The sequence below is a fragment of the Dellaglioa sp. CoH-55-MRSF-6 genome, assembly GCF_056782215.1.
Genome location: NZ_JBXAYJ010000002.1, coordinates 190112 through 214804, shown reverse-complemented (window position 1 = coordinate 214804; position 24693 = coordinate 190112). Strand labels below are relative to the sequence as shown.

General features: G+C 33.0%; 24 protein-coding genes. 19 read left to right on the top strand and 5 right to left on the bottom strand.

Features of this window, described 5'->3' with window-relative positions; all coding sequences use genetic code 11:
* Positions 1-18: 18 nt before the first annotated feature.
* The 15 genes from AC1RPK_RS02820 to AC1RPK_RS02750 all read left to right on the top strand — a co-directional run bounded on the left by AC1RPK_RS02820 (position 19) and on the right by AC1RPK_RS02750 (position 16148).
* Positions 19-1701, top strand: coding sequence for a DAK2 domain-containing protein (locus tag AC1RPK_RS02820; RefSeq protein WP_481761262.1), 1683 nt, complete (start codon positions 19-21; stop codon positions 1699-1701).
* Positions 1702-1773: 72 nt separating this feature from the next.
* A complete protein-coding gene (gene recG, locus AC1RPK_RS02815; protein ID WP_481761404.1) occupies positions 1774-3810 on the top strand; it encodes an ATP-dependent DNA helicase RecG in 2037 nt (678 codons plus the stop codon).
* 21 nt (positions 3811-3831) lie between these two features.
* Entirely contained in the window at positions 3832-4845 is a 1014-nt protein-coding gene (plsX, locus tag AC1RPK_RS02810; RefSeq protein ID WP_481761263.1) for a phosphate acyltransferase PlsX, read from the top strand.
* A 56-nt stretch (positions 4846-4901) separates the two neighbouring features.
* Positions 4902-5144: an acyl carrier protein gene (gene acpP, locus AC1RPK_RS02805; protein WP_409022605.1), complete on the top strand. Its 243-nt coding sequence runs from the start codon at positions 4902-4904 to the stop codon at positions 5142-5144.
* Positions 5145-5284: 140 nt separating this feature from the next.
* A complete protein-coding gene (gene rnc / locus AC1RPK_RS02800) occupies positions 5285-5977 on the top strand; it encodes a ribonuclease III (RefSeq protein WP_481761264.1) in 693 nt (230 codons plus the stop codon).
* Positions 5978-6001: 24 nt separating this feature from the next.
* A complete protein-coding gene (gene smc / locus AC1RPK_RS02795) occupies positions 6002-9538 on the top strand; it encodes a chromosome segregation protein SMC (RefSeq protein WP_481761265.1) in 3537 nt (1178 codons plus the stop codon).
* A 31-nt stretch (positions 9539-9569) separates the two neighbouring features.
* On the top strand, positions 9570-10580 hold the full coding sequence (gene ftsY / locus AC1RPK_RS02790; protein WP_481761266.1) for a signal recognition particle-docking protein FtsY: 1011 nt from the start codon (positions 9570-9572) through the stop codon (positions 10578-10580).
* A gap of 113 nt (positions 10581-10693) precedes the next feature.
* Positions 10694-11035: a putative DNA-binding protein gene (locus tag AC1RPK_RS02785; RefSeq protein ID WP_409022601.1), complete on the top strand. Its 342-nt coding sequence runs from the start codon at positions 10694-10696 to the stop codon at positions 11033-11035.
* Between the two features lie 16 nt (positions 11036-11051).
* Complete coding sequence (ffh, locus tag AC1RPK_RS02780) at positions 11052-12488, top strand: signal recognition particle protein (RefSeq protein ID WP_481761267.1); 1437 nt, start codon at positions 11052-11054, stop codon at positions 12486-12488.
* A 139-nt stretch (positions 12489-12627) separates the two neighbouring features.
* Positions 12628-12903: a 30S ribosomal protein S16 gene (gene rpsP / locus AC1RPK_RS02775; protein WP_409022599.1), complete on the top strand. Its 276-nt coding sequence runs from the start codon at positions 12628-12630 to the stop codon at positions 12901-12903.
* A 10-nt stretch (positions 12904-12913) separates the two neighbouring features.
* Positions 12914-13159 carry a KH domain-containing protein gene (locus AC1RPK_RS02770; RefSeq protein WP_409022598.1) on the top strand — a complete coding sequence of 82 codons (246 nt, stop codon included), beginning with the start codon at positions 12914-12916 and terminating at the stop codon, positions 13157-13159.
* Positions 13160-13230: 71 nt separating this feature from the next.
* Positions 13231-13746, top strand: coding sequence for a ribosome maturation factor RimM (gene rimM, locus AC1RPK_RS02765; RefSeq protein ID WP_481761268.1), 516 nt, complete (start codon positions 13231-13233; stop codon positions 13744-13746).
* Positions 13747-13748: 2 nt separating this feature from the next.
* Entirely contained in the window at positions 13749-14480 is a 732-nt protein-coding gene (gene trmD, locus AC1RPK_RS02760) for a tRNA (guanosine(37)-N1)-methyltransferase TrmD (RefSeq protein WP_481761269.1), read from the top strand.
* A gap of 130 nt (positions 14481-14610) precedes the next feature.
* Positions 14611-14958, top strand: coding sequence for a 50S ribosomal protein L19 (gene rplS / locus AC1RPK_RS02755; RefSeq protein ID WP_057973468.1), 348 nt, complete (start codon positions 14611-14613; stop codon positions 14956-14958).
* A 791-nt stretch (positions 14959-15749) separates the two neighbouring features.
* Positions 15750-16148 (top strand): hypothetical protein, encoded by a 399-nt coding sequence (locus AC1RPK_RS02750; RefSeq protein WP_481761270.1) that lies wholly within the window; start codon positions 15750-15752, stop codon positions 16146-16148.
* Positions 16149-16568: 420 nt separating this feature from the next.
* On the opposite strand, the gene AC1RPK_RS02745 is transcribed toward AC1RPK_RS02750, so the two are convergent.
* Positions 16569-17033, bottom strand: coding sequence for a transposase (locus AC1RPK_RS02745; protein ID WP_481761271.1), 465 nt, complete (start codon positions 17031-17033; stop codon positions 16569-16571).
* Positions 17034-17239: 206 nt separating this feature from the next.
* Between AC1RPK_RS02745 and AC1RPK_RS02740 the strand changes: the two genes are divergently transcribed.
* Positions 17240-18559, top strand: a complete 1320-nt coding sequence (locus AC1RPK_RS02740) for a PTS transporter subunit EIIC (RefSeq protein ID WP_481761272.1) — start codon at positions 17240-17242, stop codon at positions 18557-18559.
* Positions 18549-19418 (top strand): alpha/beta hydrolase, encoded by an 870-nt coding sequence (locus AC1RPK_RS02735; protein ID WP_481761273.1) that lies wholly within the window; start codon positions 18549-18551, stop codon positions 19416-19418. The genes AC1RPK_RS02740 and AC1RPK_RS02735 overlap by 11 nt, the downstream gene beginning before the upstream one ends.
* 367 nt (positions 19419-19785) lie before the next feature.
* On the opposite strand, the gene AC1RPK_RS02730 is transcribed toward AC1RPK_RS02735, so the two are convergent.
* Positions 19786-20484 (bottom strand): VIT1/CCC1 transporter family protein, encoded by a 699-nt coding sequence (locus AC1RPK_RS02730; RefSeq protein ID WP_481761274.1) that lies wholly within the window; start codon positions 20482-20484, stop codon positions 19786-19788.
* A gap of 18 nt (positions 20485-20502) precedes the next feature.
* Complete coding sequence (locus AC1RPK_RS02725; protein ID WP_481761275.1) at positions 20503-21183, bottom strand: VIT1/CCC1 transporter family protein; 681 nt, start codon at positions 21181-21183, stop codon at positions 20503-20505.
* Between the two features lie 131 nt (positions 21184-21314).
* Between AC1RPK_RS02725 and AC1RPK_RS02720 the strand changes: the two genes are divergently transcribed.
* Positions 21315-21770, top strand: coding sequence for a Fur family transcriptional regulator (locus AC1RPK_RS02720; protein ID WP_481761276.1), 456 nt, complete (start codon positions 21315-21317; stop codon positions 21768-21770).
* Positions 21771-21959: 189 nt separating this feature from the next.
* On the opposite strand, the gene AC1RPK_RS02715 is transcribed toward AC1RPK_RS02720, so the two are convergent.
* Together AC1RPK_RS02715 and AC1RPK_RS02710 are read right to left on the bottom strand one after the other, a co-directional pair.
* A complete protein-coding gene (locus AC1RPK_RS02715; RefSeq protein WP_481761277.1) occupies positions 21960-23174 on the bottom strand; it encodes a multidrug effflux MFS transporter in 1215 nt (404 codons plus the stop codon).
* Positions 23175-23223: 49 nt separating this feature from the next.
* Complete coding sequence (locus tag AC1RPK_RS02710; protein WP_481761278.1) at positions 23224-24210, bottom strand: MBL fold metallo-hydrolase; 987 nt, start codon at positions 24208-24210, stop codon at positions 23224-23226.
* A 117-nt stretch (positions 24211-24327) separates the two neighbouring features.
* Between AC1RPK_RS02710 and AC1RPK_RS02705 the strand changes: the two genes are divergently transcribed.
* The gene (locus AC1RPK_RS02705; protein WP_481761279.1) at positions 24328-24684 is read left to right on the top strand and encodes an iron-sulfur cluster biosynthesis family protein; all 357 of its coding nucleotides are present in this window, start codon (positions 24328-24330) and stop codon (positions 24682-24684) included.
* The last annotated feature ends 9 nt before the right edge of the window (positions 24685-24693 follow it).

Sequence of the window (24693 nt, the reverse complement as noted above, 5' to 3'; positions counted from 1 at the left end):
ACCAAGGAGGAAAAAGAAGTGACTGTTACGAAAATTACGGACCAAGAATTTAGAAAAATGGTCCAAATTAGCTCACAACGATTGGCTAAAAATGCCGAATTTATTAATTCATTGAATGTATTTCCAGTGCCAGATGGTGATACAGGTACAAATATGAACCTTTCGTTCGCAAGTGGGGCAAAGTATGTTCAAGATTCACCTTCTGAACATGTTGGTGAACTATCTTCGATTTTAGCTAAAGGTTTACTGATGGGTGCTCGAGGCAACTCAGGCGTTATTTTATCACAAATTTTTAGAGGCTTTTATAAACGGATCCAAGCTAAAGAGGTTTTAACTGCTACTGATTTGTCAGATGCTTTGACAGGTGGCGTAGAAGTCGCGTATAAAGCCGTTATGAAACCAACTGAAGGAACTATTTTAACAGTTGCAAGAGAAGCCGCTAAGGCTGCAAATAAAGCTGCCTCTGAGAGCGATGATGTTATCGTCGTTATGGAAGCAACTTATGTAGCTGCTAAAAAAGCATTAGCAACAACACCGGATTTATTACCTGTTTTAAAAGAGGTTGGTGTTGTTGATTCAGGTGGTCAAGGATTAACATTTGTTTATGAAGGTTTCTTTGATGCCTTAACTGGTAAGGAAACAATTAGTGAAGAATACAAACCAAATGAAAAAGAAATGGATGAAATGGTTAATGCCAGTCACCATCAGAGTGTTCAAAGTAAATTAAGTACTGAAGATATTAAATTTGGTTATTGTACAGAAATCATGCTTAAATTGGGTGCTGGTCGTTTAGTTGATCGTAAATTTGATTATGATGAATTTAGAAATCATTTAAGTGAAATTGGTGATTCTCTTCTTGTTGTGGCCGATGATGAAGTTGTTAAAGTTCACGTACATACAGAAAATCCTGGTGAAGTGATGACTTATGGTCAACATTATGGTTCATTAATCAAAGTTAAGGTTGATAATATGCGTCAACAACATGAGACAATTTTGGAAAATGATGAAGAAGAGACTGAAGAAACAAGTGAAACTGCAGTACCTAGCGAAATTGCAGTTATTTCAATTTCATCTGGTTCTGGTGTTGCGACACTTTTCAAAAGTTTAGGCGTTTCTTATATTTTAAGTGGTGGTCAAACAATGAATCCAAGTACGGAAGATATTGTTAAGGCAATTGAAGCAACTAAAGCTAAAAATGTGATTATTTTACCTAATAATAAAAATATTTTCTTAGCTGCTGAACAAGCTGTTGAAGTTTCAACAGTTCCAACAGTTGTTGTACCAAGTCGTACAATCGCTCAAGGAATGACAGCAATGCTTGGTTTTAATATTGATAGTACATTAGAAGAAAACAAAGATGCTATGATTGAAAACTTGGATACAGTAACTTCTGGTCAAGTAACAATTGCAGTTAGAGATACAACAATTGAAGGTATTGAGATTAAAAAAGATAATTATATGGGTATTATTGATGGTAGCATCAAAGTAACCGATAATGATCGTAAAAAAGTTGCAATTGAAATGACTAAAGAAATGTTGGATGAAGACAGCGAAATTATCACAATTATTGTGGGTGAAGACGGTTCTGAGGACGAAGCTAAAGAAATCGAAGAAGCCATTTATGAAATTGATGAAGATTTAGAAGTCGAAATTCACGAAGGAGACCAACCGGTCTATCCATACCTAATTTCAGTTGAATAAATAGTAAAAAGTAAAGGTGGGATGAGACTATGTTCTCTCCTGCTTTTTATATTCCGTAGAAAGTGAGGTATCATAATGTCATCATTGAATGATTCAGTTAGTGTTTTAACTGGTGTTGGGCCTAAAAAATTGACTGCACTTAATCAATTAGGAATTAATACAATCATAGATTTATTAACATTTTATCCGTATCGTTATGACGATTTAAAAGCAAAAAAATTATCTGAAATTACTGATCAAGAAAAAGTAACTCTAAAAGGAATTGTCTCTTCTGAACCAGTTTTAATTCGGTTTGGTCAGAAAAGAAATCTGTTAAACGTTAGATTACTAATTGATAGTGATAATATAACCGTTAGTTTTTTTAATCAGCCTTTTTTGCAAAAACAATTTGAGATTGGTAAAGAAGTAGCTGTGTATGGTAAATGGGATGATAAAAGAAAAAGTTTATCTGGGATGAAGTTATTGACGAAGCAAAATGATGATAGGTTATCAGCGATATATCGTTCTTCCAAAGATATTCATCAATCGGCAATTCGACAGTTAATTACACAAGCATTTGAGCAATATGCGAATCAAATTGATTCAATATTACCAAATGACCTGATTAAAAAGTATCGTTTAATTGATTGTAAGACGATGTTACATGATATTCACTTTCCACAGGATGAAAAAGATTTTCATGATGCCAAACGGACGGCTATTTTTGAAGAGTTCTTTTTATTTCAATTGAAATTACAGTATATTAAAAGAAATGATACTAAAAATGATGGTATTAAAATTAACTATCAAAATAATGAATTGAAAAAATTCATTCAGACGTTACCATTTGAATTAACGGCAGCTCAAAAAAGAGTCGTTAATGAAATTTGTTCAGACATGAAACAACCAATCCATATGAATCGATTACTTCAAGGTGATGTTGGATCAGGTAAAACAATTGTTGCAGCAATTGTGATGTACGCGGCTATTACGGCGGGCTATCAAGCCGTTTTAATGGCGCCAACAGAAATATTAGCTGAACAACATGCCAATAACATGGCTACCTTATTCGCAGATTTCCCAGTTAATGTTGCACTTTTAACTGGGTCAATGAAAGTTAAAGCTAGACGTGAACTATTAGCACATCTTGAATCAGGTGAGGTTAATTTAATTATTGGAACACATGCGATTATTCAACCTGATGTGTCATTCAGTCGCGTTGGATTAGTTATTACTGATGAGCAACACCGATTTGGTGTGAATCAACGTCGCATTTTAAGAGAGAAGGGGGCTGAACCGGACGTTTTAGCAATGACGGCCACGCCAATCCCTAGGACGCTAGCAATCACTGCTTATGGCGAAATGGATGTTTCTACGATTAATGAACTACCTGCAGGACGCCAACCTATTTCGACATCTTGGTTAAAGAGTTCTCAAGTAGGTAAAGGAATCGATCTCATTAAAGAACAGTTGATTCAAGGCTCACAAGCTTATATTATTACACCACTAATTGATGAATCTGAAACACTAGATTTAAAAAATGCATTAGCTTTATACGAAAATATGAAAGAAATATTTGAGCCAAAATATAAAGTTGGATTACTGCATGGCAAAATGAAGAATGATGAAAAGGATCAGATTATGGCCGATTTTAAGGCCAATAAATATCAAATATTGGTTTCAACAACGGTTATCGAAGTCGGCGTTGATGTACCTAATGCTACTGTGATGATGATTCATAATGCTGAACGGTTTGGGTTAGCGCAATTACATCAATTACGAGGTCGGGTTGGCCGTGGTAAGAAAGCATCTTATTGTATTTTAATTGCTGATCCTAAAAATGATTTTGGAAGACAGCGCATGCAAATTATGACAGAGACAACAGACGGTTTCGTCATTTCGCAAAAAGATTTAGAGTTGCGAGGTGCTGGCGATGTATTAGGCCGTAAGCAATCTGGAATACCTGATTTTAAAATCGGTGATCCCATAGGTGATATCAATGCATTACAAGTGGCCCAACAAGAAGCGCACGAAATAGTTTTTAGAGATGACTTTGAAAGTAATCCTGAATTTAAACCACTAAACGATTATTTAAAAAACCATCAAAATACAGATTTAAAATTCGATTAAATAAGTTAGGAGAATATAATTATGAAGTTAGCAGTTGATGCAATGGGCGGCGATTTTGCACCGCAATCAATCGTCGAGGGCGTTGAACGTGCTAGAGACGAAGATAGCACCATTCAATTTACGTTGTACGGAGATGAAAAAAGAATTCGTGAATTCTTAAAAGATGATAAAAATATCACAATTGTTCACACGGATGAGGAAATTGATGGGAATGATGAACCAGTTAAGGCAATTCGTTCAAAGAAAAAAGCATCAATGGTCTTAGCAGCTCAATCTGTTAAAGATGGTGAGAATGATGCCGTATTTTCATGCGGTAATACAGGGGCACTACTTGCTGCTGGTTTGTTTATAATTGGCCGTATTAAGGGTATTCCACGACCTGGTTTATTAGCAACATTGCCAGTTATTTCTAGTGATAATACTGTAAATTTATTAGATGCTGGAGCCAATGCGGATAGTAAACCTGAACACTTGCATCAATATGCTGTCTTAGGTAACTATTACGCTAAAAATGTTCGCCATATTAGTAATCCTAAAATTGGTTTATTAAATAATGGGACAGAACCACATAAAGGCAACAAAGTGACGCAAGAAGCGTACCAATTATTACAAAACGATACCGAATTAAATTTTGTGGGTAATATTGAATCTAATGATTTGCTTTCTGGTAAAGCTGATATTGTTGTTTCTGACGGATTTACAGGTAATGCTGTTTTAAAATCCGTTGAAGGGACAGCTTTAGGAATGTTTTCATTACTCAGAAGTGCCATTATGAGTGGTGGCTTGCGTGCTAAAATTGGTGCACTTTTACTGAAACCAAGTTTAAAACAATTGAAGAATAAAATGGATTCACCTAAGTATGGCGGTGCGGTTTTACTAGGTATTAAAGCACCAGTTGTAAAATCACATGGATCAAGTAAGGCTGAAGTTGTTTATTACACAATTAACCAAATCAATGATATGGTTAATACAGATGTAGTACCTAATATTGTTAACTATTTTGAAAAGGAAACTAGTGAAAATAAAATTAACTAGACATTTCTCTGAAAAATGGTTAAAATTACGTCATGATTCAAAAGGAGGCTATTGGAATGACAGAAGAAGAAATTTTTGGAAAAATTGTTAAAATTATAGACGAACATTTTGATTTGCCAGTAGAAAAAATTACGAATGACTTAGATTTTAAAAAGGATTTAGATGCAGATTCAATTGATGTTGTTGAGTTCGTTTTAGAACTTGAAGATACATTTGGTGCAGAAATTTCTGATGAAGATGCAGAAAGTTTAACAACTGTCGGAGACGTTGTCACTTTTATTAAAGCTAACCAAAAATAATAATTCAACACGTATATTAAATCGTTCATTAAAAGCGTTAGACAATGATATTTGTCAGCGCTTTTTTTGTATGGAGTACCTTTTAGTGATTAAAACAGGTATAATTGTAAGAGCAATAATGATAATAACGGAGGATAATAATGATTAAAGGTTTAAATGAAATGTTAGCAGAAGATTTTAATATTAAATTTGTGAATACGGATTTATTAGATGAAGCATTCACACAGGCATCATATGTAAATGAACATCCCAAAGAAAATTTAAAATTTTATGAACGAATTGAATTTTTAGGAGACGCTGTTTTACAATTAACAGTTTCAGAATATTTATATCAGCGGTATACAATGCTGCCACAAGGGAAATTAACGCGTCTAAGAGCTGCAATGGTATGTGAAGAGAGTTTCAGCGCATTTGCTAAAGAATGCCGATTTGATGAATTTATTCGTTTAGGTAAAGGTGAAGAAAAATCAAATGCACGTCAAAGACCTGCGTTATTATGTGATATTTTTGAATCTTTTGTAGGAGCGCTTTATCAAGATCAAGGTAAATTAGCTGTTGAAACATTTATCAGGAAAGTTATTTTTCCAAAATTAGACTTAGGCTGGTTTGACCATGTTATGGATTATAAAACGTCGCTACAAGAGTTTTTACAAAAAGATGGTGATGTTGTCATTACCTATGATGTTGTTGATGACCTTGGTCCAGAGCATGACAGACAATATGTTATGTCTGTCAGTGCTGATGGCAAAATCATTGGACAAGGGGCAGGACATTCTAAAAAAGTTGCAGAACAACAAGCAGCAAGTAATGCATTAGGATTACTCAGAAAGTAAAAATGTTCAGGGGGTTAGTGACGGATGAAATTAGAGTCTTTAGTCATTAATGGTTTTAAATCATTTGCAGACAAAACAACAATTGAATTTAAAGACGGGATGACTGGTATTGTCGGTCCTAACGGTAGCGGTAAAAGTAATATTATTGAAGCAATTCGCTGGGTACTTGGTGAACAATCAGCCAAAAATTTACGTGGAAATAAAATGCCTGACGTTATATTTGCTGGTTCAGGGAACAGATCAGCAGTTAATCGTGCTGAAGTTAGTATTATTTTTGATAATTCTGATTTTTATATTCAAGATAATCCTGAAAAAATAACCGTTACAAGACGATTATTTAGAGATGGTGTCAGCGAGTTTTTAATTAATCAAAAGCAGTGTCGTCTTAAAGATATAACCAATCTATTCATGGATACTGGTCTTGGAAAAGAGTCATTTTCAATCATTTCTCAGGGTAGAGTTGCTGAAATTTTTAATAGTAAGCCCGAAGACAGACGTTCGATTATTGAAGAAGTTGCTGGTGTTTTAAAATATAAACAAGAAAAAAATATTGCCACTCGCCAATTAGAAGAAACAAAAGGTCATCTTAACCGGGTTTCTGATATTATTTTTGAACTTAAAGGACAAGTTGAACCTTTACGTGAGCAAAGTAGTTTGGCAAAGGATTATTTATCTCAAAAAAAGCAATTTGATGAGTTAGAACTTAGTCGGTTGGTTAAAGAAATTAAAAGGCAATCGCAACTAAAAAGGGATGTCACACATTCGTTAGATAAGTTACTTGAAATGGATAGTGATTATAAGACTAAGGTCACTGTAAAAGAACATGAAATTGCAGGTTATCGCTCAGAACTAGAGAATATTGAAAAAATGATTGATCATACACAAAACAAACTATTAGATTTAACAATTAATAAAGAACGGTTGATGGGTCAAAGTAATATATCAACTCAAAAAAAAGATTTTGAAAAGCAAAAAATAACAGAATTAAAAAAAGAACAAGAATCGGTGAATGAACAAATTATTTTGAAACAAGAGTCATTAGCTAATTTAGATAAGCGGTCATTAGCTTTACAGAAAAATATTACTGATGAGAACATGTTTATTGAAGCGATTGATAAAACGTTAGAAACAGCGGATATTTCTGGACAAGATCGTTCAAAAGAATTAAGGCGCGTTGTTAATGATACTATTCAACAACGTACACGATTACAAAGTGAGAATGAGTTTTTACAAAAAACATTAAATTTTGATTCACAGGCTAAGGTTAATGATGACTTATTAGCTACTGAACAAGAGTATTTAACACAAGCAAAAAACGATTTTAAAACTAAAAAAACTGAATTTAATTTGATTGATAATAAATTAATTAATGAAGAAAAAGAATTAGCTAAATTAAAGATTGCCTTGAAAAAAAATAACGATTCTTACGAGGCACAGCAACGTAGATGGTTTGAAGCATCAAACGTTTTAGTACAGGCGAAAAATAAAAAGGATAATCTACTTTTGACGCAAAATAGTTATAACGGCTATTATCAAGGCGTTAAAGCAATTTTAAAAGAAAAAAATAAGTTTCCTGGTTTATATGGTTCAGTGGCAGAATTAATTACGGTCCCAAAGGAAATTAATCAAGCAATAGAGACAGCATTGGGTGCGCAATTACAACAGGTAGTTGTGCAAGAAGAGTCTGTTGCAAAGAATGCAATTAAATTTTTAACGGATAATAAATTTGGTCGGGCAACATTTTTGCCTATTTCAGCTATTAAGGGACGTTCTATCGGTGATGCACAACGTTTCGTCTTAAAGTATGAAGGAGTCATCGGTATTGCGTCAGAGTTAATTAAAGTTGAACCTCAATTTATTGAAATTAGTCAGTATTTGCTAGGGACAACAATTATCGTTGAAGATATGGATACGGCAATTAAAGTTAGTCGTGATTTGAATCATCGAGTTAAAGTTGTCACACGGACTGGAGAAGTAATAAATGCAGGTGGTGCAATAACTGGTGGTAAACAGCAACATACCAGTGGATTGTTAAATCAGAAGCAAACTATTCTACAATTAGATGAAAGTATCCAAAAAATGCAACAAGAATTAGAGGCTCGTGAAGTTCGTGGCAATGAAGCTAGAGTGACTGTTGAAAAGCAAAAAGAAATGATCGAGTCGCTTGAATTGATTGTTGTTGATTTAAAAAGTCAATATCAAACAACACAATCTAAATTAACAACTAGTCGGTTAATTTTAGAACAGCAAGAACTTAAAACGACTGAAAAATATGATGAATTTGAAAAAAATCAAACTGATAAAATTAATAACCAAATAAAATTTAAAGACAATGAACAAAAAATTATTGAATTAGCACGACAAATACAAGTAGCAAATAATGATATTTCTGATATTGACTTACAATTAAAAAATAGTAATCAATTTGAACAGCAGCAACAAGTTAAGAAACAAAACCATCGTGAAAGTTTATTAGTATTCCAAGAACAATTAAAACAGCAACACGCTAATGTTATGCTGCTGAATAACGATATTCAGGAATTAGTTGATAAAGCTACATTGATAAATCAACAACATCAAGACTTACTCAGAAATACCGAAAATAGTCAGGTGAAAGAAAAAGATATCCAAAAAGAATTACAAGAATTTCAAAGGCAAGCAGAAGAAGCCGATTTAAAGTTAGCTGATTTTAAAAAGAACAGAACTAATATTAATCAAACTTTAACTGAAGAAAATAGCCATTTATCTCGTTTATCTGAGTTGCAGAGAAATATTATTGCAGATAAAATCAAAGCTGAAAATCAACAACAACAACTTAATGAGTCGCTTGATGAGTTTCTAGCTAAGCTAGCTAGTGATTTTCAACAGACTTTTGAAGAGGCTGAAAAATTAGAAAGTCAGCAACCTCTTGAACAAATTTTGGCGCAACAAAAATTATTGAGAAAAGGGCTAAAAGAAATTGGTGAGGTTAATGTGGCCTCGATTGATGAATTTGAAAGAGTTAATGAACGTTACTCATTCTTATTAGACCAACAAAATGATTTATTAGAAGCCGATGAACAATTAAAGAAAACTATGATGGATATGGATACTGAAGTTGAAAAAAGATTTAAAGCTAGTTTTATTGATATCTCTAAGAAATTTGAGGAGATATTCCCTGTTATGTTTGGTGGTGGTAAAGCTAGATTAGAATTAACTGATCCAGAAAATCTTTTAACAACTGGAATTGATATTCTAGCGCAGCCGCCTGGTAAAAAAGTTCAAAGTTTGAGTTTACTTTCTGGCGGAGAACAAGCTTTGACCGCAATTACGCTACTATTTGCTATTTTAAGAGTAAAACCAGTTCCTTTTTGTATCTTGGATGAAGCAGAAGCTGCGCTTGACGATGCAAATGTAGCTCGATTTGCTAGTTATCTAAAATCATTTCATCAAGAAACGCAATTTATTGTGATAACGCATCGAAATGGAACAATGGTTGAAGCTAATATTTTGTATGGTGTTACAATGCAAGAGTCTGGTATCTCTAAAATGGTTTCGGTATCATTAGACAAAACGGTTTGATATACTAATAAAAGATTAGGAGGCGCTACAGATGGGAATATTTAGTAGAATTAAGCAAGCTTTTACAGGTGAAGAACCAGAATCATCTGAACAAGAAAAATATGATAAAGGCCTTGAAAAATCAAGAAAAACCTTTGGACAACGCTTAAACTCACTGTTTGCTAATTTTAGAACAGTCGATGAAGATTTTTTTGAAGAGTTAGAAGAAACTTTAATTGAAGCTGATGTTGGATTTGAAACGGCTATGAAAATTAGCCGTGAGTTACAAGAAGAAGTTAAATTAAGAAATGTAAGCAATCCAGATGCTGTTTCTGCAGCAATTATTGAAAAATTGGTAGATTTGTATGAATCAGAGGGTAAAGACGAAGATAATTCTATTGCGCAAGCTGAATCAGGTCCAACTGTTATTTTATTTGTTGGTGTTAATGGCGTTGGTAAAACAACAACTATTGGGAAACTAGCACACCGTTATCATGAAGAAGGCAAAAAAGTACTCTTAGCTGCTGGAGATACATTTAGAGCGGGTGCAATAGAACAACTTGCTGAATGGAGCCGTCGTGTTGATGTCGATATCGTTCGTGGACCAGAAAAAAGTGATCCAGCCTCTGTTATTTTTGACGCGGTAAAACGTGCCAAAGAAGAAGATTACGATATTTTACTAGTTGATACAGCTGGTCGTTTGCAGAATAAAGTTAACTTGATGAATGAATTAGATAAAATTAAACGAATCATTTCTCGAGAAATTCCAGATGCACCTCATGAAGTTTTACTTGTTTTGGATGCAACAATGGGTCAAAATGCTTTAATCCAAGCTAAACAATTTAAAGAAACAACTGATGTGAGTGGTATTGTATTAACTAAGCTAGATGGAACTGCTCGTGGTGGTATCGTGTTAGCCATTCGTAATGAAATGCATTTACCAGTAAAACTTGCTGGATTAGGTGAGCAAATGGATGACTTACGTGATTTTAATGCAGAAGATTTCATTTATGGTTTGTTTAAAGGACTTATTCAAGAACAACCTGAATCAACAGAAGAATAATCTTAGAAGTCAGATTAAACTAATCGGACTTCTTTTTGCTATTGACGTTTAGGGCTAAAATCGGTACCCTTCTAAGTAGGACTGAATGAAACAAAAACGAAGGAGTTTTTTTAGTGGCGATTGATAAAACAAATCGAGTAAATGCATTGTTTGAATTTTATGAGTCATTATTAACTAAAAAACAGGCTGAATATATGGCCATGTACTATGGTGATGATTTTTCACTTGGTGAGATTGCGGACAATTTTGATGTTAGTCGGCAAGCCGTTTATGATAATATCAAACGAACAGAAAAAATTTTAGAAGATTATGAAGATAAGTTGAATTTGTATCATAATTTTATTCAACGTAATGAAAAATTAGACCAAATTAAGCAATACACAGATAGTACTTATAAAGAGGATCAAAAATTAACCGATCTAATTAATCAATTAGAAGAATTAGACGAAGAGTAAGGGTAGGTAGTTAAAAATGGCATTTGAAGGATTAACAGAAAGATTACAAAATGCGATGACGAAACTCCGTCGCAAAGGTAAAATATCTGAAACTGATTTAAAAGAGGTTATGCGTGAAATTCGCTTAGCCTTACTTGAAGCCGATGTTAACTTTACAGTGGTTAAAGAGTTCGTTAAGGTTGTTCGTGAACGTGCAATTGGTGCGGAAGTACTTGAGAGTTTAACGTCATCACAACAAATCGTCAAAATTGTAAATGAAGAATTAACTAAAGTCATGGGTGAAACAGCTGTTCCATTGAACAAGTCATCTAAAATACCAACAATTATTATGATGGTTGGTTTACAAGGGGCTGGTAAAACAACCACAGCTGGTAAACTTGCTTTAACATTAAAAAAAGAAGAAAATGCGAGACCTTTAATGATAGCAGCCGATATTTATCGTCCAGCTGCTATCGACCAATTACAAGTTTTAGGTCGAGATTTGGAAATACCTGTTTTTGAATTGGGTACAAAAGTAAACCCTGTTGAAATTGTTCGACAAGGTTTAGCACAAGCTGCAGAAAATAAAAATGATTACATTATTATTGATACAGCTGGTCGTTTACAAATTGATGAAACGCTAATGGACGAATTAGCTCAAATTAAGGCCTTAGCGAACCCAAATGAAATTCTTTTGACTGTTGATTCAATGACTGGACAAAGTGCGGTAGATGTTGCTAAAGGCTTTAATGAACAATTAGATGTTACTGGTGTCGTCTTAACTAAATTAGATGGTGACACTCGTGGTGGTGCTGCGTTATCAATTCGTTCAGTGACGGGTAAACCAATTAAATTTATCGGACAAGGTGAAAAATTAACTGATTTGGACGTATTCTATCCAGATCGTATGGCATCAAGAATTTTAGGCATGGGTGATATGCTCACGCTGATTGAAAAAGCACAACAAGATTTTGATGAAAATGAATCAGCTAAAATGGCTGAAAAATTTCAAGAAAATACATTTGATTTTAATGATTTTTTAAGTCAAATGGATCAATTACAAAAAATGGGTCCTATGGAAGATATTATGAAGATGATTCCAGGGATGGCTAATAATCCAGCTATGAAGAATGTTAAAATGGATCCCAAGGATATTGACCATATGCGTGCGACAGTATACTCAATGACACCTAAAGAACGCGAAAATCCAGACATCTTGAACCCCAGTCGTCGACGACGTATTGCTGCTGGTGCAGGTCGTCCAATTGTTGAAGTTAACCGAATGATTAAGCAATTTGGCGAAATGAAGAAAATGATGAAGAAAATGAATAGCGGTAATTTTGAAGGTATGGAAGGGATGCTTGGCAAGGGCGTAACAGGTCGCTTAGCTAAGATGTCTATGAATTCTATGGTTCGTAAGAACAAGAAAAACAAGAAAAAACGTATGAAGAAAAATAAAAACTCTAGAAAATAATCATTAAATAACCAATACTGGTATGGCTTAAGGGACATTTTGATAATTTATTTTAACTGTCAAGAAAAAAACCTTTACAAGCTGATAAATAACTGGTATATTAATTATTGTTGAAGTAGATATCAGGAGGTGTATATTAATGTCAGTAAAAATTCGTTTAAAACGTATGGGTTCTAAAAAGAGACCGTTCTACCGTGTCGTTGTAGCTGATTCACGTTCACCACGTGATGGCCGTTTCATCGAAAACGTTGGTACTTACAACCCATTAACAGAACCACAAACAGTAACACTTGAAGAAGAAAGTATTTTAAACTGGTTGAACAATGGTGCACAACCATCAGATACTGTACGTAACATTCTTTCAAATGCAGGCATCATGAAGAAATTCCATGAAGCTAAATTCTCTAAAAAATAAGGACGATTAAATGACTGAAGCAGAAGTGACAAGTTTAATTTTAACAATTGTCAAACCGCTTGTTGAAAATCCTGATGATGTCCAAATAGGACAGAAACAAGATGATCATTATGTCTATTTTGAATTATCTGTGAATTCAGATGATATTGGCCGTATTATTGGGAAGCACGGACAAGTTGCGCAAGCTATTAGAACAATAATCTATGGTGTGCGTTTAACAAGTTCGAAACGAGTGCGTCTAAACATATTAGATTAAAATAGTAACTCTTGAATGAAGCAGCAATGTTTTGTTTGGGAGTTTTTATTTTACAATAAAAAGGAGTAAATATGGATTATTATCAAGTAGGAACAATCGTCAATACTCATGGAATCAAAGGAGAAGTTAGAGTTATGGCTACAACTGACTTCGTTTCTGAGCGTTTTAAAAAGGGAACCGTCTTGTATCTGTTTGATAAGAGCGGAAAACAAGTTATTTCGTTAACGGTTATGACCTATAGACATCATAAAAATTTTGAACTCGTGACGTTTGAAGGATTACAAGATATTAACCTGGTTGAGAAGTATAAAGGATTAGATCTTAAAGTCGCTGATAAAGGTCTTCGGGAATTAGAAGAAGGTAATTACTATTACCATCAAATTATCGGCTTAGATGTCCAAAATGAAAATGAAGAAAAAATTGGCTCTATTTATGAAATTTTAAGCCCAGGAGCTAATGACGTTTGGGTTGTTAAGCGTCAGGGACAGGGTGATTTATTGTTACCAGTTATTAAAGATGTTATAAAAACTGTCGATATTGATAACAATATTGTAACGGTTGAACTTTTAGAAGGATTGGACGACTAAATATGAAAATTGATGTTTTGAGTTTATTTCCAGAAATGTTTGATGGTCCCATGAAACAATCAATTGTTGGTAAGGCAATTGATAAGGACGTTCTTGATTTAAAAATTACTAATTTTAGAGATTTTACAACTGATAAACAAAATCATGTGGACGATTACCCATATGGTGGTGGTGCAGGTATGTTATTACAAGCACAGCCAGTTTTTGACACTTTAGAAGCTGTTCAAAAGGAATCTGACACAAAAGGTAAAGTTATCCTTTTAGATCCAGCAGGACGTAAATTTGACCAAAATGTGGCTGAAGAATTTGCGAAAGAAGAACATCTAACATTTATTTGTGGTCACTATGAAGGCTATGATGAACGTATCCGCGAACTTGTAACTGATGAGGTTTCACTTGGTGATTACATTTTAACGGGTGGGGAACTAGGAGCCATGGTCATGATTGATGCGACTGTTCGATTGTTACCTGAAGTTTTAGGCAATAAAGAATCTGCTCCCGGAGATTCATTTTCAAACGGCTTGTTAGAATATCCGCAATATACACGGCCAGCTGATTTTAGAGGGATGAAAGTTCCTGAAGTTCTAACAAATGGGAATCATAAATTAATCGATGAATGGCGTCAAAAAGAATCATTGAGACGAACATTTGAGAGAAGACCAGATTTGTTGAAAGATATTCAATTATCTAAACAACAAGTTGAATGGTTAGCTGACATAAAATCTGGAAAGTAAAGGAAATAACCTTTACGCCTATAAAGTAATATGATACAATTTTAAAAGTGGTTAAAAGCCACATAAAATTACGATATTCCGCTGGCATAGTGAATGTGAATGAATTTCTGTTGAAAAGGAGATCCAAATTATGAGTCCAATGATCGCAAAACTTACAGAAGCACAATTACGTACAGATATTCCTGAGTTCCGCCCAGGTGATACTGTTCGAGTTCACGCCCGTGTTGTTGAAGGCACACGTGAACGTATCCAACTTTTCGAAGGTGTCGTTTTAAAACGCCGTGGTAAAGGTATTAGTTCAAGTTACACTGTTCGTAAAATTAGTAACGGTGTCGGTGTTGAACGTACTTTCCCATTGCATTCACCTCGTGTTGCTAAAATTGAAGTTATCCGTCATGGTCGTGTTCGTCGTGCTAAATTGTACTACTTACGTGCCCTTAATGGTAAAGCTGCTCGTATTAAAGAAGCTCGCCGTTAGATTGACGTTGAAAAGCCTTGGTAATCAAGGCTTTTTTATTTGTCTAAAAATTTGGTAGACCTATATAATTGAACCTTGCTTCAAAAAGTCGCATTAAAGTCGCTAAAAGGGGCAGAAAAGGGGCAGAAATTATAAGTTTTCGATTTCTAATTAAAGTTTATAATTAATATTTTCAATAACATATAGATATATTTTTATCAATTTTTTAATTCTTTTTGTGCATTACGGAAAAAAGTATTAATTTAAGAGGCTGGCTTTTTTAAGTTTTTAAAGTATTAACTTAGATTAATATTATAGTTAAATTATTTGAAGTAACATTAAAATTATGATAGCGTTAGATTGTTGTTAATGAAAAAGTATTAAAGTAATAGCTATTTTAATGAAGTTTTGTTCAGTATTATTAGTACCTAATCATATTTATGCTCAGGATACATTTATGAGCCGTGATATAACTAAAGCATATAATATAGGAGTCAAAGAGGGTAAAATTAAGCAATAGGATATGAACTATCAAGAGTTTTATGATTTGTGTAGTTCATCTATTTGGCCTGTATATGAAAATCAAGTTAAGCCGGGTGCTAAAACTACTCTTACTGAAATGATTGCATAAGATGACAAAGCAAAGCATGCGAGCAAGAAAGATTTTTTTCAGCAATATACAAAAAGGGTGCTCATGTTGAGGCATATAGAAAAAAGAAACATTATGGATTGCTTGGCAATTTTAGTAGTCCGTTCAAGCCAAATGATATTCATAAAATAACATCATAATAATCTGAGAGAGGGGTTTTAAAATGAAAGTAATTAAAGAAGCAAGCGGATGGATACTTCGGGGACTACTTCTTTTTAGTGGATTATGTTATGGTGGTCTCATTTATCCAAGTATAGTAATACATGGAAAATTAGCGCCATTTTCATATTATTTTGGAGGCACATTATGGGACGATTTGGCAGTGGTCATGGGATTATTAACATTTTTATTGTTAATAATCCTAGCTATAATGCCTAATAGATATTTAAAACGTTTTTGGAAATATTTTTTTATTATTACAGTGAGTATATTAGTACTTTCACTCCCAGGTGGTGCATTTTTGTTATTAACTATAATTCCTTTGTGGGAACTGATTATTATATTGGTAATAGAATGGGGAATTACATTAGGGCTTTTGTTTATAATCAAAAGCGTAGATTAAATTGGGTCTGCGTCAAATAGTGATGGTGAGACAATAAACGTCTAATCTAATTAAGGGAAATCCAAAAGGATTTCCTTTTTTTAGTTATGAATTAATAAAATTCTTTCAAAAAGATGATGTCAGTTTCCGAAACCGTAACTGCTACGTTTAAGTGTTTTAATTTTTCGATTAAGTCCTTCTATAGGACCGTTTTAATAAGTTGAAGATAAAAATATTTTCAATATAATGTGGATTCTTTATGAAAGTGGTTATTACAGTATCCATTTCACTGTTATTTGGTTGATAGTTTTCTAATAACTGAGTTTTTAAAGATTTATATTCTCTATTTTTATGATCAATTATCTGATTTAAAGTATCTATACGAACACAATCTAAGGCTTTACCAGCCAGTTAAACTAAATGAAAACGATCAATAATTATTTAAGCATTTGGGAATAGTTGATGAATGATACTTTGATATTGAGCATTCAGGTCTACAACAACAGAGGTTACAAATTGTCTTTCTTTTAGAATATATGCATTAAAAAAATGTTCCTTAATAACACTGTTAAAACGATTAGGCAGTATCGCTACAAAATTATGTGTTTCAGCATCAATCGCACTTTGACATGAAGCCCAAATAAAGCGTTGGTTCCGTAATCGCAAATGAAATTCATAGCCATTTACGCTAGAAATTCTAGCATTAACTAAACGTGTTCCATTTTTGATCATAGTTAAATAGCCACAATCTGGGTCTCTTGGAGGTATGTATGTTAATGGTGCATCTATGATATTAACTTTTCTTTTACGTGATACTATTCTAACAAAATCATCGGAAACGTTAATTTTCTTAATATTTTCGTCTTCTGTTCCTAATAGTAATAGTGCGGAATTAATTGTGATCATCAGCATCCCTCGCTTTTGATTATGTTTTGCAACTTAATCATAGCAGGGGCCGGTGGCCTCTTTTTTTGTTTTCAGAATAAAAAACTGGTGTTGATGAATTTTATTTTACCAACACCAGAAAGTGTACACCCTCAAAGTTTATAATTAACATTTTGTTGTTGGGTTACTATTGGTTTATAATAAAAAATAGATAAGGGGGTTATTCAATGAATAAACTATGGGTGACGTTTTCGCAAAAATTGTTAAGAGTTGATTTACGTTTTAAAAAAACTTTTGTTTATCAAGCAATTGAAAAAACATTTGCAATTATCTTACCGTTTATTATTATTGGAAGTTTTAGTATGGCGCTTAGTTCTAGCGTTTTATCAGAACAAGGGTTCTTTAATCAAGTATATAATATTTCATCATGGTTACCTTATGAAAAAATCATAACAAATATATTCGAAATTATTAATACAGTTACAATGAGTTTTATCGCAGTAATGACAGCTTTTTTGAGCGCAAAATACATGACTCGGTCCTTTAAAAAAGATGAACAAATTGCAGGATTCACTGGGGCAGTCGGGATGCTTATTTTGAATTATAATTTATCAAGTTTAAACCCTGATAGTGATCAGGGGACATTCTTGATTCAAGAGTTAGGTGTTAAAGGGATTTTTATCTCACTGATTTTGGGGGTCTTTGTAGGATATATCTTTAAATGGTTTTCACCTAAAAATAAGCAAGAAAAAGTAGATCAATATACATTTATTTCTCGTGGTTTAGAGAGTCTGTTGCCGATAGTGATAATATTGGGGATTTTAATTGGACTAGTCATGTTAGTTTCATTGGTTAATCAAATCGGTGTGAATGGTCTCTTATATTCTATGTTTAGATTAACAGAAGTTAAATCAAGGCATTTAATTATAACTATTTTATTTTTATCCTTTTTCAATACTGTTTTATCTGGTATAGGAATTTCTGGTTCTTTAGGAATTGCACAAGGCGGCTTAGATGATACTTCGGTTGTCAGTAACTTAAGTTATGCGTTAAAGCATGGCACGTCTTTTGGTGTACCTTTTCCTATCTCTATACATACAATTTATGACAGTTTTGGTAGCTTTGGTGGAACAGGAATGACCTTATCTTTAATTATAGCAATATTGATAATGTCTAAAAATAAAAATAGTCGTAAAATAGCAAAAATATCAATTATTCCAAGCTTTGTGAATATTAATTTTCCATTGATGTTTGGGTTACCAATTATTTTAAATCCTATTTTAATGGTTCCGTTTATCTTATCACCCATCGTTTCAATGTTGATTGGGTACTTCTGTATTTACTTTAAGTGGATACCTCCAGCAGTTTACAGCTTACCTGAAACGACTCCAGCACCATTAATGGCATTTTTAGGAACTGATGGGTATTGGAGTACATTAGTTGTATCAGGAATTGTGCTTATTATTACAGTTTTAATTTATATGCCGTTTGTAAAATTAAATAATAAGGCAATGAATATTGATGGAGGTAAGCTAAATGAAAAATAAACGGAAAATAGTTAAATACGTGTTTATTTGGATAGCTATCTTAGCTTGTTTTTTAGCTGTTATCGTACCGGCAAATACATGGAACACTAAAAAGGTCAAAACAAGCCGAATTATTCATAATTCAAAGTTAAATCCAGTTATTTTAATACCAGGAAGCAGTGCAAATCAAGATCGATTTGATGAATTGATTGATGTTTTAAATACTTCAACAAATCGAACGCATAGTTTGTTAAAGATAACGGTTCAGAAAACTGGAAAACTTAAAATTACTGGTAAAATAGCTAAACGAGATATGCAACCTTTCATAGTTGTTGGTTTTGAAGATAATTCGAATGGCTATAATAGTATAAAAAAACAAGCTAAATGGTTTGATATAGCGTTTACGTATCTTGCTGATAAATATAAATTTAATCAATTTAATGGTATCGGGCACTCTAACGGAGGTCTTATTTATACGACATTTTTAGAAGAATATTTTGATGATAAAGCGGCCTCAATTAATACGTTAATGACGATAGGTTCACCATATAATGGTGAAGAAACTAATCAGAGTACAAGAACACAGATGTTAGCGGATTTTGTAAAGAATCGAAAAAAAATTCCAACTAACTTAGTGTTGTACTCGATTGCTGGAACAGATAATTACAATAATGATGGAATTGTTCCATATCAAAGTGTTAATGCCGGAAAATATATTTATCAAAATCAAGCGAAATCCTATACAGAAATAACTGTCACAGGAAATGAATCGGAACATTCTGATTTACCACAAAATAAGCAAATTGTTGCTTTAATTGAACAGTATATTATTGCTTCCCAAAATTCTAAAAATAGTGGACCAGATGATAAGAAAATTTAGAGTAGTGCTTGATTATTATTGTGATGAACTATGTATAGTTGCACATTGTAAAAATAGTCTTAATGATCTTAAATATGTACAGTATATCAATTAAACAGACAATGTCGATGGCGAGTGTTGTATTTAATTATTGAAAGTAGTATAAAATATAGGCCTTTGTTAACTATTGCTGATCAATGATATTAAAAAAGTTCTAATCGCTAAGTGATTAGAACTTTTTTGTATGAATTTTAAGAGTATAAAGTGGTTTAGTTCAAAATTTATAAACATTTTGAAAGCTAATGCGCTATATAAAATGTATCTATGACAACAAATAAGTTGGGAAAAAATATTTAACTAGTTTGGGCGGGGTTTCATAATGATATGTCTAAAAAAACTGGCCAATTCCATAATGAATTAACATGGTTATTAAACCAATGATAATATTTCGTATAATGGCAACTTTAATTTTACCATCACCTAATTTGGAGCTAATAAAGGCAGTTAAAGCTACAGCTACTGAAACCGCAATAATTGTACCTATCATTTTCCAATTGTTTGGTAATATAATAATGGCAAGTAGTGGGAAAATACCACCTAAAGCTGCAGAGATTAGTGAGGAAAAAGCGGCATCCCAAGGGTTCATATAGTGTCCTAATTCGAGACCGTATTTAACATTAATAATCGTTTCTAGTGGCTTTTTTTGCATTAATTCTGTAGCAATTTCAAAAGAGGTTTCTTCAGAAACGCCCTTAGCCGTATAAAAATTTTGAACATCATGAATTTGATCAGTACGACTCGTAATCATACGCTGTTTTTCGACGGCAACAGCTGCTTTTTCGGTGTCACTTTGTGAACTGACAGAGGCATATTCGCCAGCTGCCATAGAAAATGCGCAAGCTATTAGATCAGTTAACCCAGCGATGAAAATAATGAAATTATCTGTTGTAGCTGCTGCAACACTGAACAGGACACCTACAACAGTTAAAATACCATCATTAGATCCTAGTATACCTGCACGAAGTGAATTAAGTTTTTCATCCATTGTTTTGTATTTTTTTTGTTTAATTTTGGTTTCAGATGTCATGAAATTAAGTGTCCTTTCCTAATGAGCAAATAAAGTACCAATAAAGTAAGTGACTAGCATTGTTAAAATACCAGAAATAATATTACGAATAACTGATTTTGTCCGATTTGAGTTACCCAAAGTTGCAGCACTAAATCCTGTGATAGCTAGTGCAATAATGACAGAAATAGATGTGGCAATGACCTTAAATTCAGCAGGGAATAAAGTAATTGCAAGTAGGGGCAGCAATGATCCAATCGGAAAAGAAATCATTGATGCAATCGCAGCCGCATAAGGATCCGTATAGACGTTAGGATCAAAGCCATATTTTTCACGTACAATAGTATCTAATGGGTTAGCCGACATCATTTCATCTGTAGCTTTTAATGCTAAGGATGAAGAAATACCTGTTTTAAAATATTTTTGATAAACATAATTATATTCCTTATCATAATTATGTTTTAGATTGTACTTGGAATTGGCAGTAGCAACTTCTTGCGAATCTTTTTGGGTACTTACAGAAACATATTCTCCCATAGCCATTGAGACAGTACCGGCAAGCATACCAGCAATACCTGAAATGAAAATAGAAAAATTATTGTTCGTAGCGCCAGCGACACCAATGACAATCCCAGCAACGGAAAGAATACCATCATTAGCTCCCATAACACTAGCTCTTAAAACATTTATTTTCTGAGATAAAGATAATTTTTTAGACATAACTCTCTCTCCTTTGTTATAATGATTCTAAATATATAATCATTATAAATCAATTCAATAGATAAAGTCCACATATTTTATGAAATATGAGATAATGAACAGAGTGAATTAAGAAAATGGGGGTCGTTAAATTGATCGATAAAAATCTTGACCAGGCTTTAGAAATTTTAAAAGAACGTGGCGTACGTATAACACCACAGCGTAAAATAATTCTTGAATATTTAGTAACGCAACATAACTACCCATCTGTTGAACAAATTTTTAACGGAATTAAAGATGGAAGCGTAGGGTTAGGCATAGCTACCGTTTATAATACGTTACAAATATTAGTTGCTCAAAAATTAGTGATAGAATTGTCTAATGGCGATGATGGTAAAATGCGCTACGATTATTTTGGTATTCCACATTATCATGCTATCTGTCTTAACTGTGGCAAAATAACAGATATATTTACAGAATTAACTTTTCATGAGGCAGAGCAAGAGGCGGAAAATAAAAGTGGTTATATAATTGAAAGTACACATGTCGAGACGTTTGGATATTGTCCAGAATGTCAAATAAAACTGGGTTTAACAGAAAATAAATAATATATATCAGTAGATAAAATAAGCTTTAAAAATATGGTTGGTAGTACCAATTTGTAGATAGTACCCATTTTACATAAAGGTTACAGCTGTACAAAATCAGATGTCACACCTTTAGTATAAATAATTAAAGAGTTATATTATTAAGTTTTTGCGTTATACAAACTAATATTTCCACAAAAAAAGCAGAACTTATAGTTCTGCTTTTTTTGTGGAAATATTTAAGTAAATGACCAAGGCACAAATTTCACACAGTAAGATTAAAATTGTCATTGGAACATAAGAATGATCCCCCATAATCCCAACGAATGGAGAAAGAATACTTCCAACTAGATTCATACCAACACCAAGTATGGCAGAAGCACTTCCTGCGTGTTGCCCTTGTTTCTGCATAGCTAATGAGAAGGCCGTTGTATTTACGATACCAACCATTGAAACAATTAAAAATAAACTGATGAGCACTAGTAATAACGAGTTACTAATAAATAATGAGGTCGTTAATAGTAGACTACCAAGTAAGGCAAGGTAAACACCTAATTTTAGACCAGTCTGTTCAGAAAAAGTATCTGAAATTCGTGAACTTAATTGAGACATTATAACGATACCTAAACCATTAATTGCATAGACTAAACTGAACATATTAGAGGATAGACCAAAAAGATTTTGTAAAACAAATGATGATCCAGAAATATAACAGAACATTGCACCTGAGATAAAGCCTTGAATTAGAGCATAACTCAAGAAAAATTTATCAAAAATTAAACTTTTAAGAATTTTTTTCGTTGAATCACCAGTATTTGATTGCGACTTCTCTGGCACAATCTGGTTAGTTTCTGGTAACGTCACTAATACAAGAAGAAATAAAAGAAAACCAATTACAGTTAAGATAACAAAGATACCGCGCCAAGATGTGAATTTTAGAATAAAACTGCCAAGTATGGGCGAAATAATCGGGAAAATTCCATTAACAGCCATTAAGAGCGAGAAAAAACTGGTTAATTTTTTTCCGGTGTATAGGTCTCTAGCAATTGCTCGAGAGATTACAAGACCAGCAGATCCCGCTAAACCTTGCAATAACCGGATAATAACCAAAATTGTTATATTCTGACTTGTTGCTGCGATGATAGAGGTAACAGCGAACAAGATGAGTCCCAAAAGTAATGGCTTTCTACGGCCAATTTTATCACTGTAGGGTCCAACTATTAATTGGCCAAGCGCCAATCCAAGTAAACAAGTCGTAATCGTCAACTGGGTAAGCGATGCAGTTGTATGTAAGTGTTGTTGAATAACTGGTAATGCTGGTAAATACATGTCCAATGATAATGGACCAAAAGCACTTAATGTTCCTAATAAGAAGGTTAAAAATAATTCATGTTTTTTAGGATTTTTAAAATAAGAAAAAACCAACAAATTCACGTCCTTTTAAATGATTAATAAATATACCATAGAATAAATATTAATAAGTTACAATAGTATTGTTAAAATTTTGGTCTATCAATATAAGTTGCTTAGGTTTATGCGTTAATCGATTTAACAATTCAGGTACTTCTAATGAAGATAAATGTGAATTGATTGGGAGACTATCTTTATTATTTTCCAATAAATCGGTCAGTGAATAGCTATTTTGGGTAGACAAATTAAAATCGCCTAACTTATTTTCTATATTTACCAAGATATATTTCTCAGGATGCCTTTTAATTCCTACAGAAGTAGCATCATTTAATGAAATCACTTCTGAATCAGGATAAAAATACGTCAATAATTGGGAGGTTGGCTTATCTAGTACGATTATTTTTTCTAACTTGTTAGCTACTGTCGCTAACTTATGAATTAAATAAAGATTTTCGTTGGCAACGTTAATAGCAGTTAATTCTTCGACTTTTAAAAGTTTAATGAGATGATCTAGAATCGTAATTTCAGTGTAGTAATTAGTATCTGTTGTGTCGACAGTATTTAAAATTAGAACATCTAAAGGTAGTCGGTTTAAGTCGTGAATCCATTTCTTCGTTCTCTTTTTATGAGGTCCAGCTAAGCGAGTATCACCAGCTAAGAAGGAGTACTTCTGCTTTTCATCTTCTACTAAAAAAGCTAATGAACCCGTGTGTACTGAATCTGATAAAAAACCAATCACTGTAAAATCTCCAATAGTTAGTGCGGTGTTAATCGGAATAATTTTGTAATTTAAGTGTGTTTCACTAATTTTACCTAGTAAGACAAATTGTTGTTTTAATTCAAATGCCTCTTTGGATAAATAGATAGGTAATTTTTGCATCATAGAAGATTCAAGAATTTTTTCATGGATATCTATTGAGAAGTATGAAAGAAAAAGAGCGTCTGCTTGTTCATTTAGTTGTGAATTAACGTTAAATTGAAAGATTGAATGTGAACTTTTAAATTGTGAACTACTATCAAATAAGTTGTTTACTATACTAATTTTGGTCATTATATTCCTCTCTTTCTAATTAGAACTATCATACCATGATGAACCTGAGTCGTCATGCTTGTCTAAAATAATCAGTGGTGTACAATGTAATTATTAAATAAGAAAGCTGGTAATTTCATGTATTTAAAAATAAGTGAAGACGCAAAAAGCAAGATTATGAAACTTATGGGTAATGATTCAGAAATCTTGCTTGATTTTGACGATGGTGTTGGTGCTTTATCAAATGAAGGAACATGTACGTTAGATTCAAGCTTTAGAATGTTAGTAATTGATGACCAGAACGATAGCAAGGCATATGATGGAACAATTGATTCAGATTTAGGTCCCATTAGAGTAAAAGGGTACAGCAAAACTTATATGGATGAGAACATGCAACTTGTCGTTAATGAACGATTCAACAGTTTAGCATTACATGGAGATAATTCAGGACTATTAACAGGTAATGTTAGCTTAGAAAGTCTTGTTAAAAACTAATAAAAAATC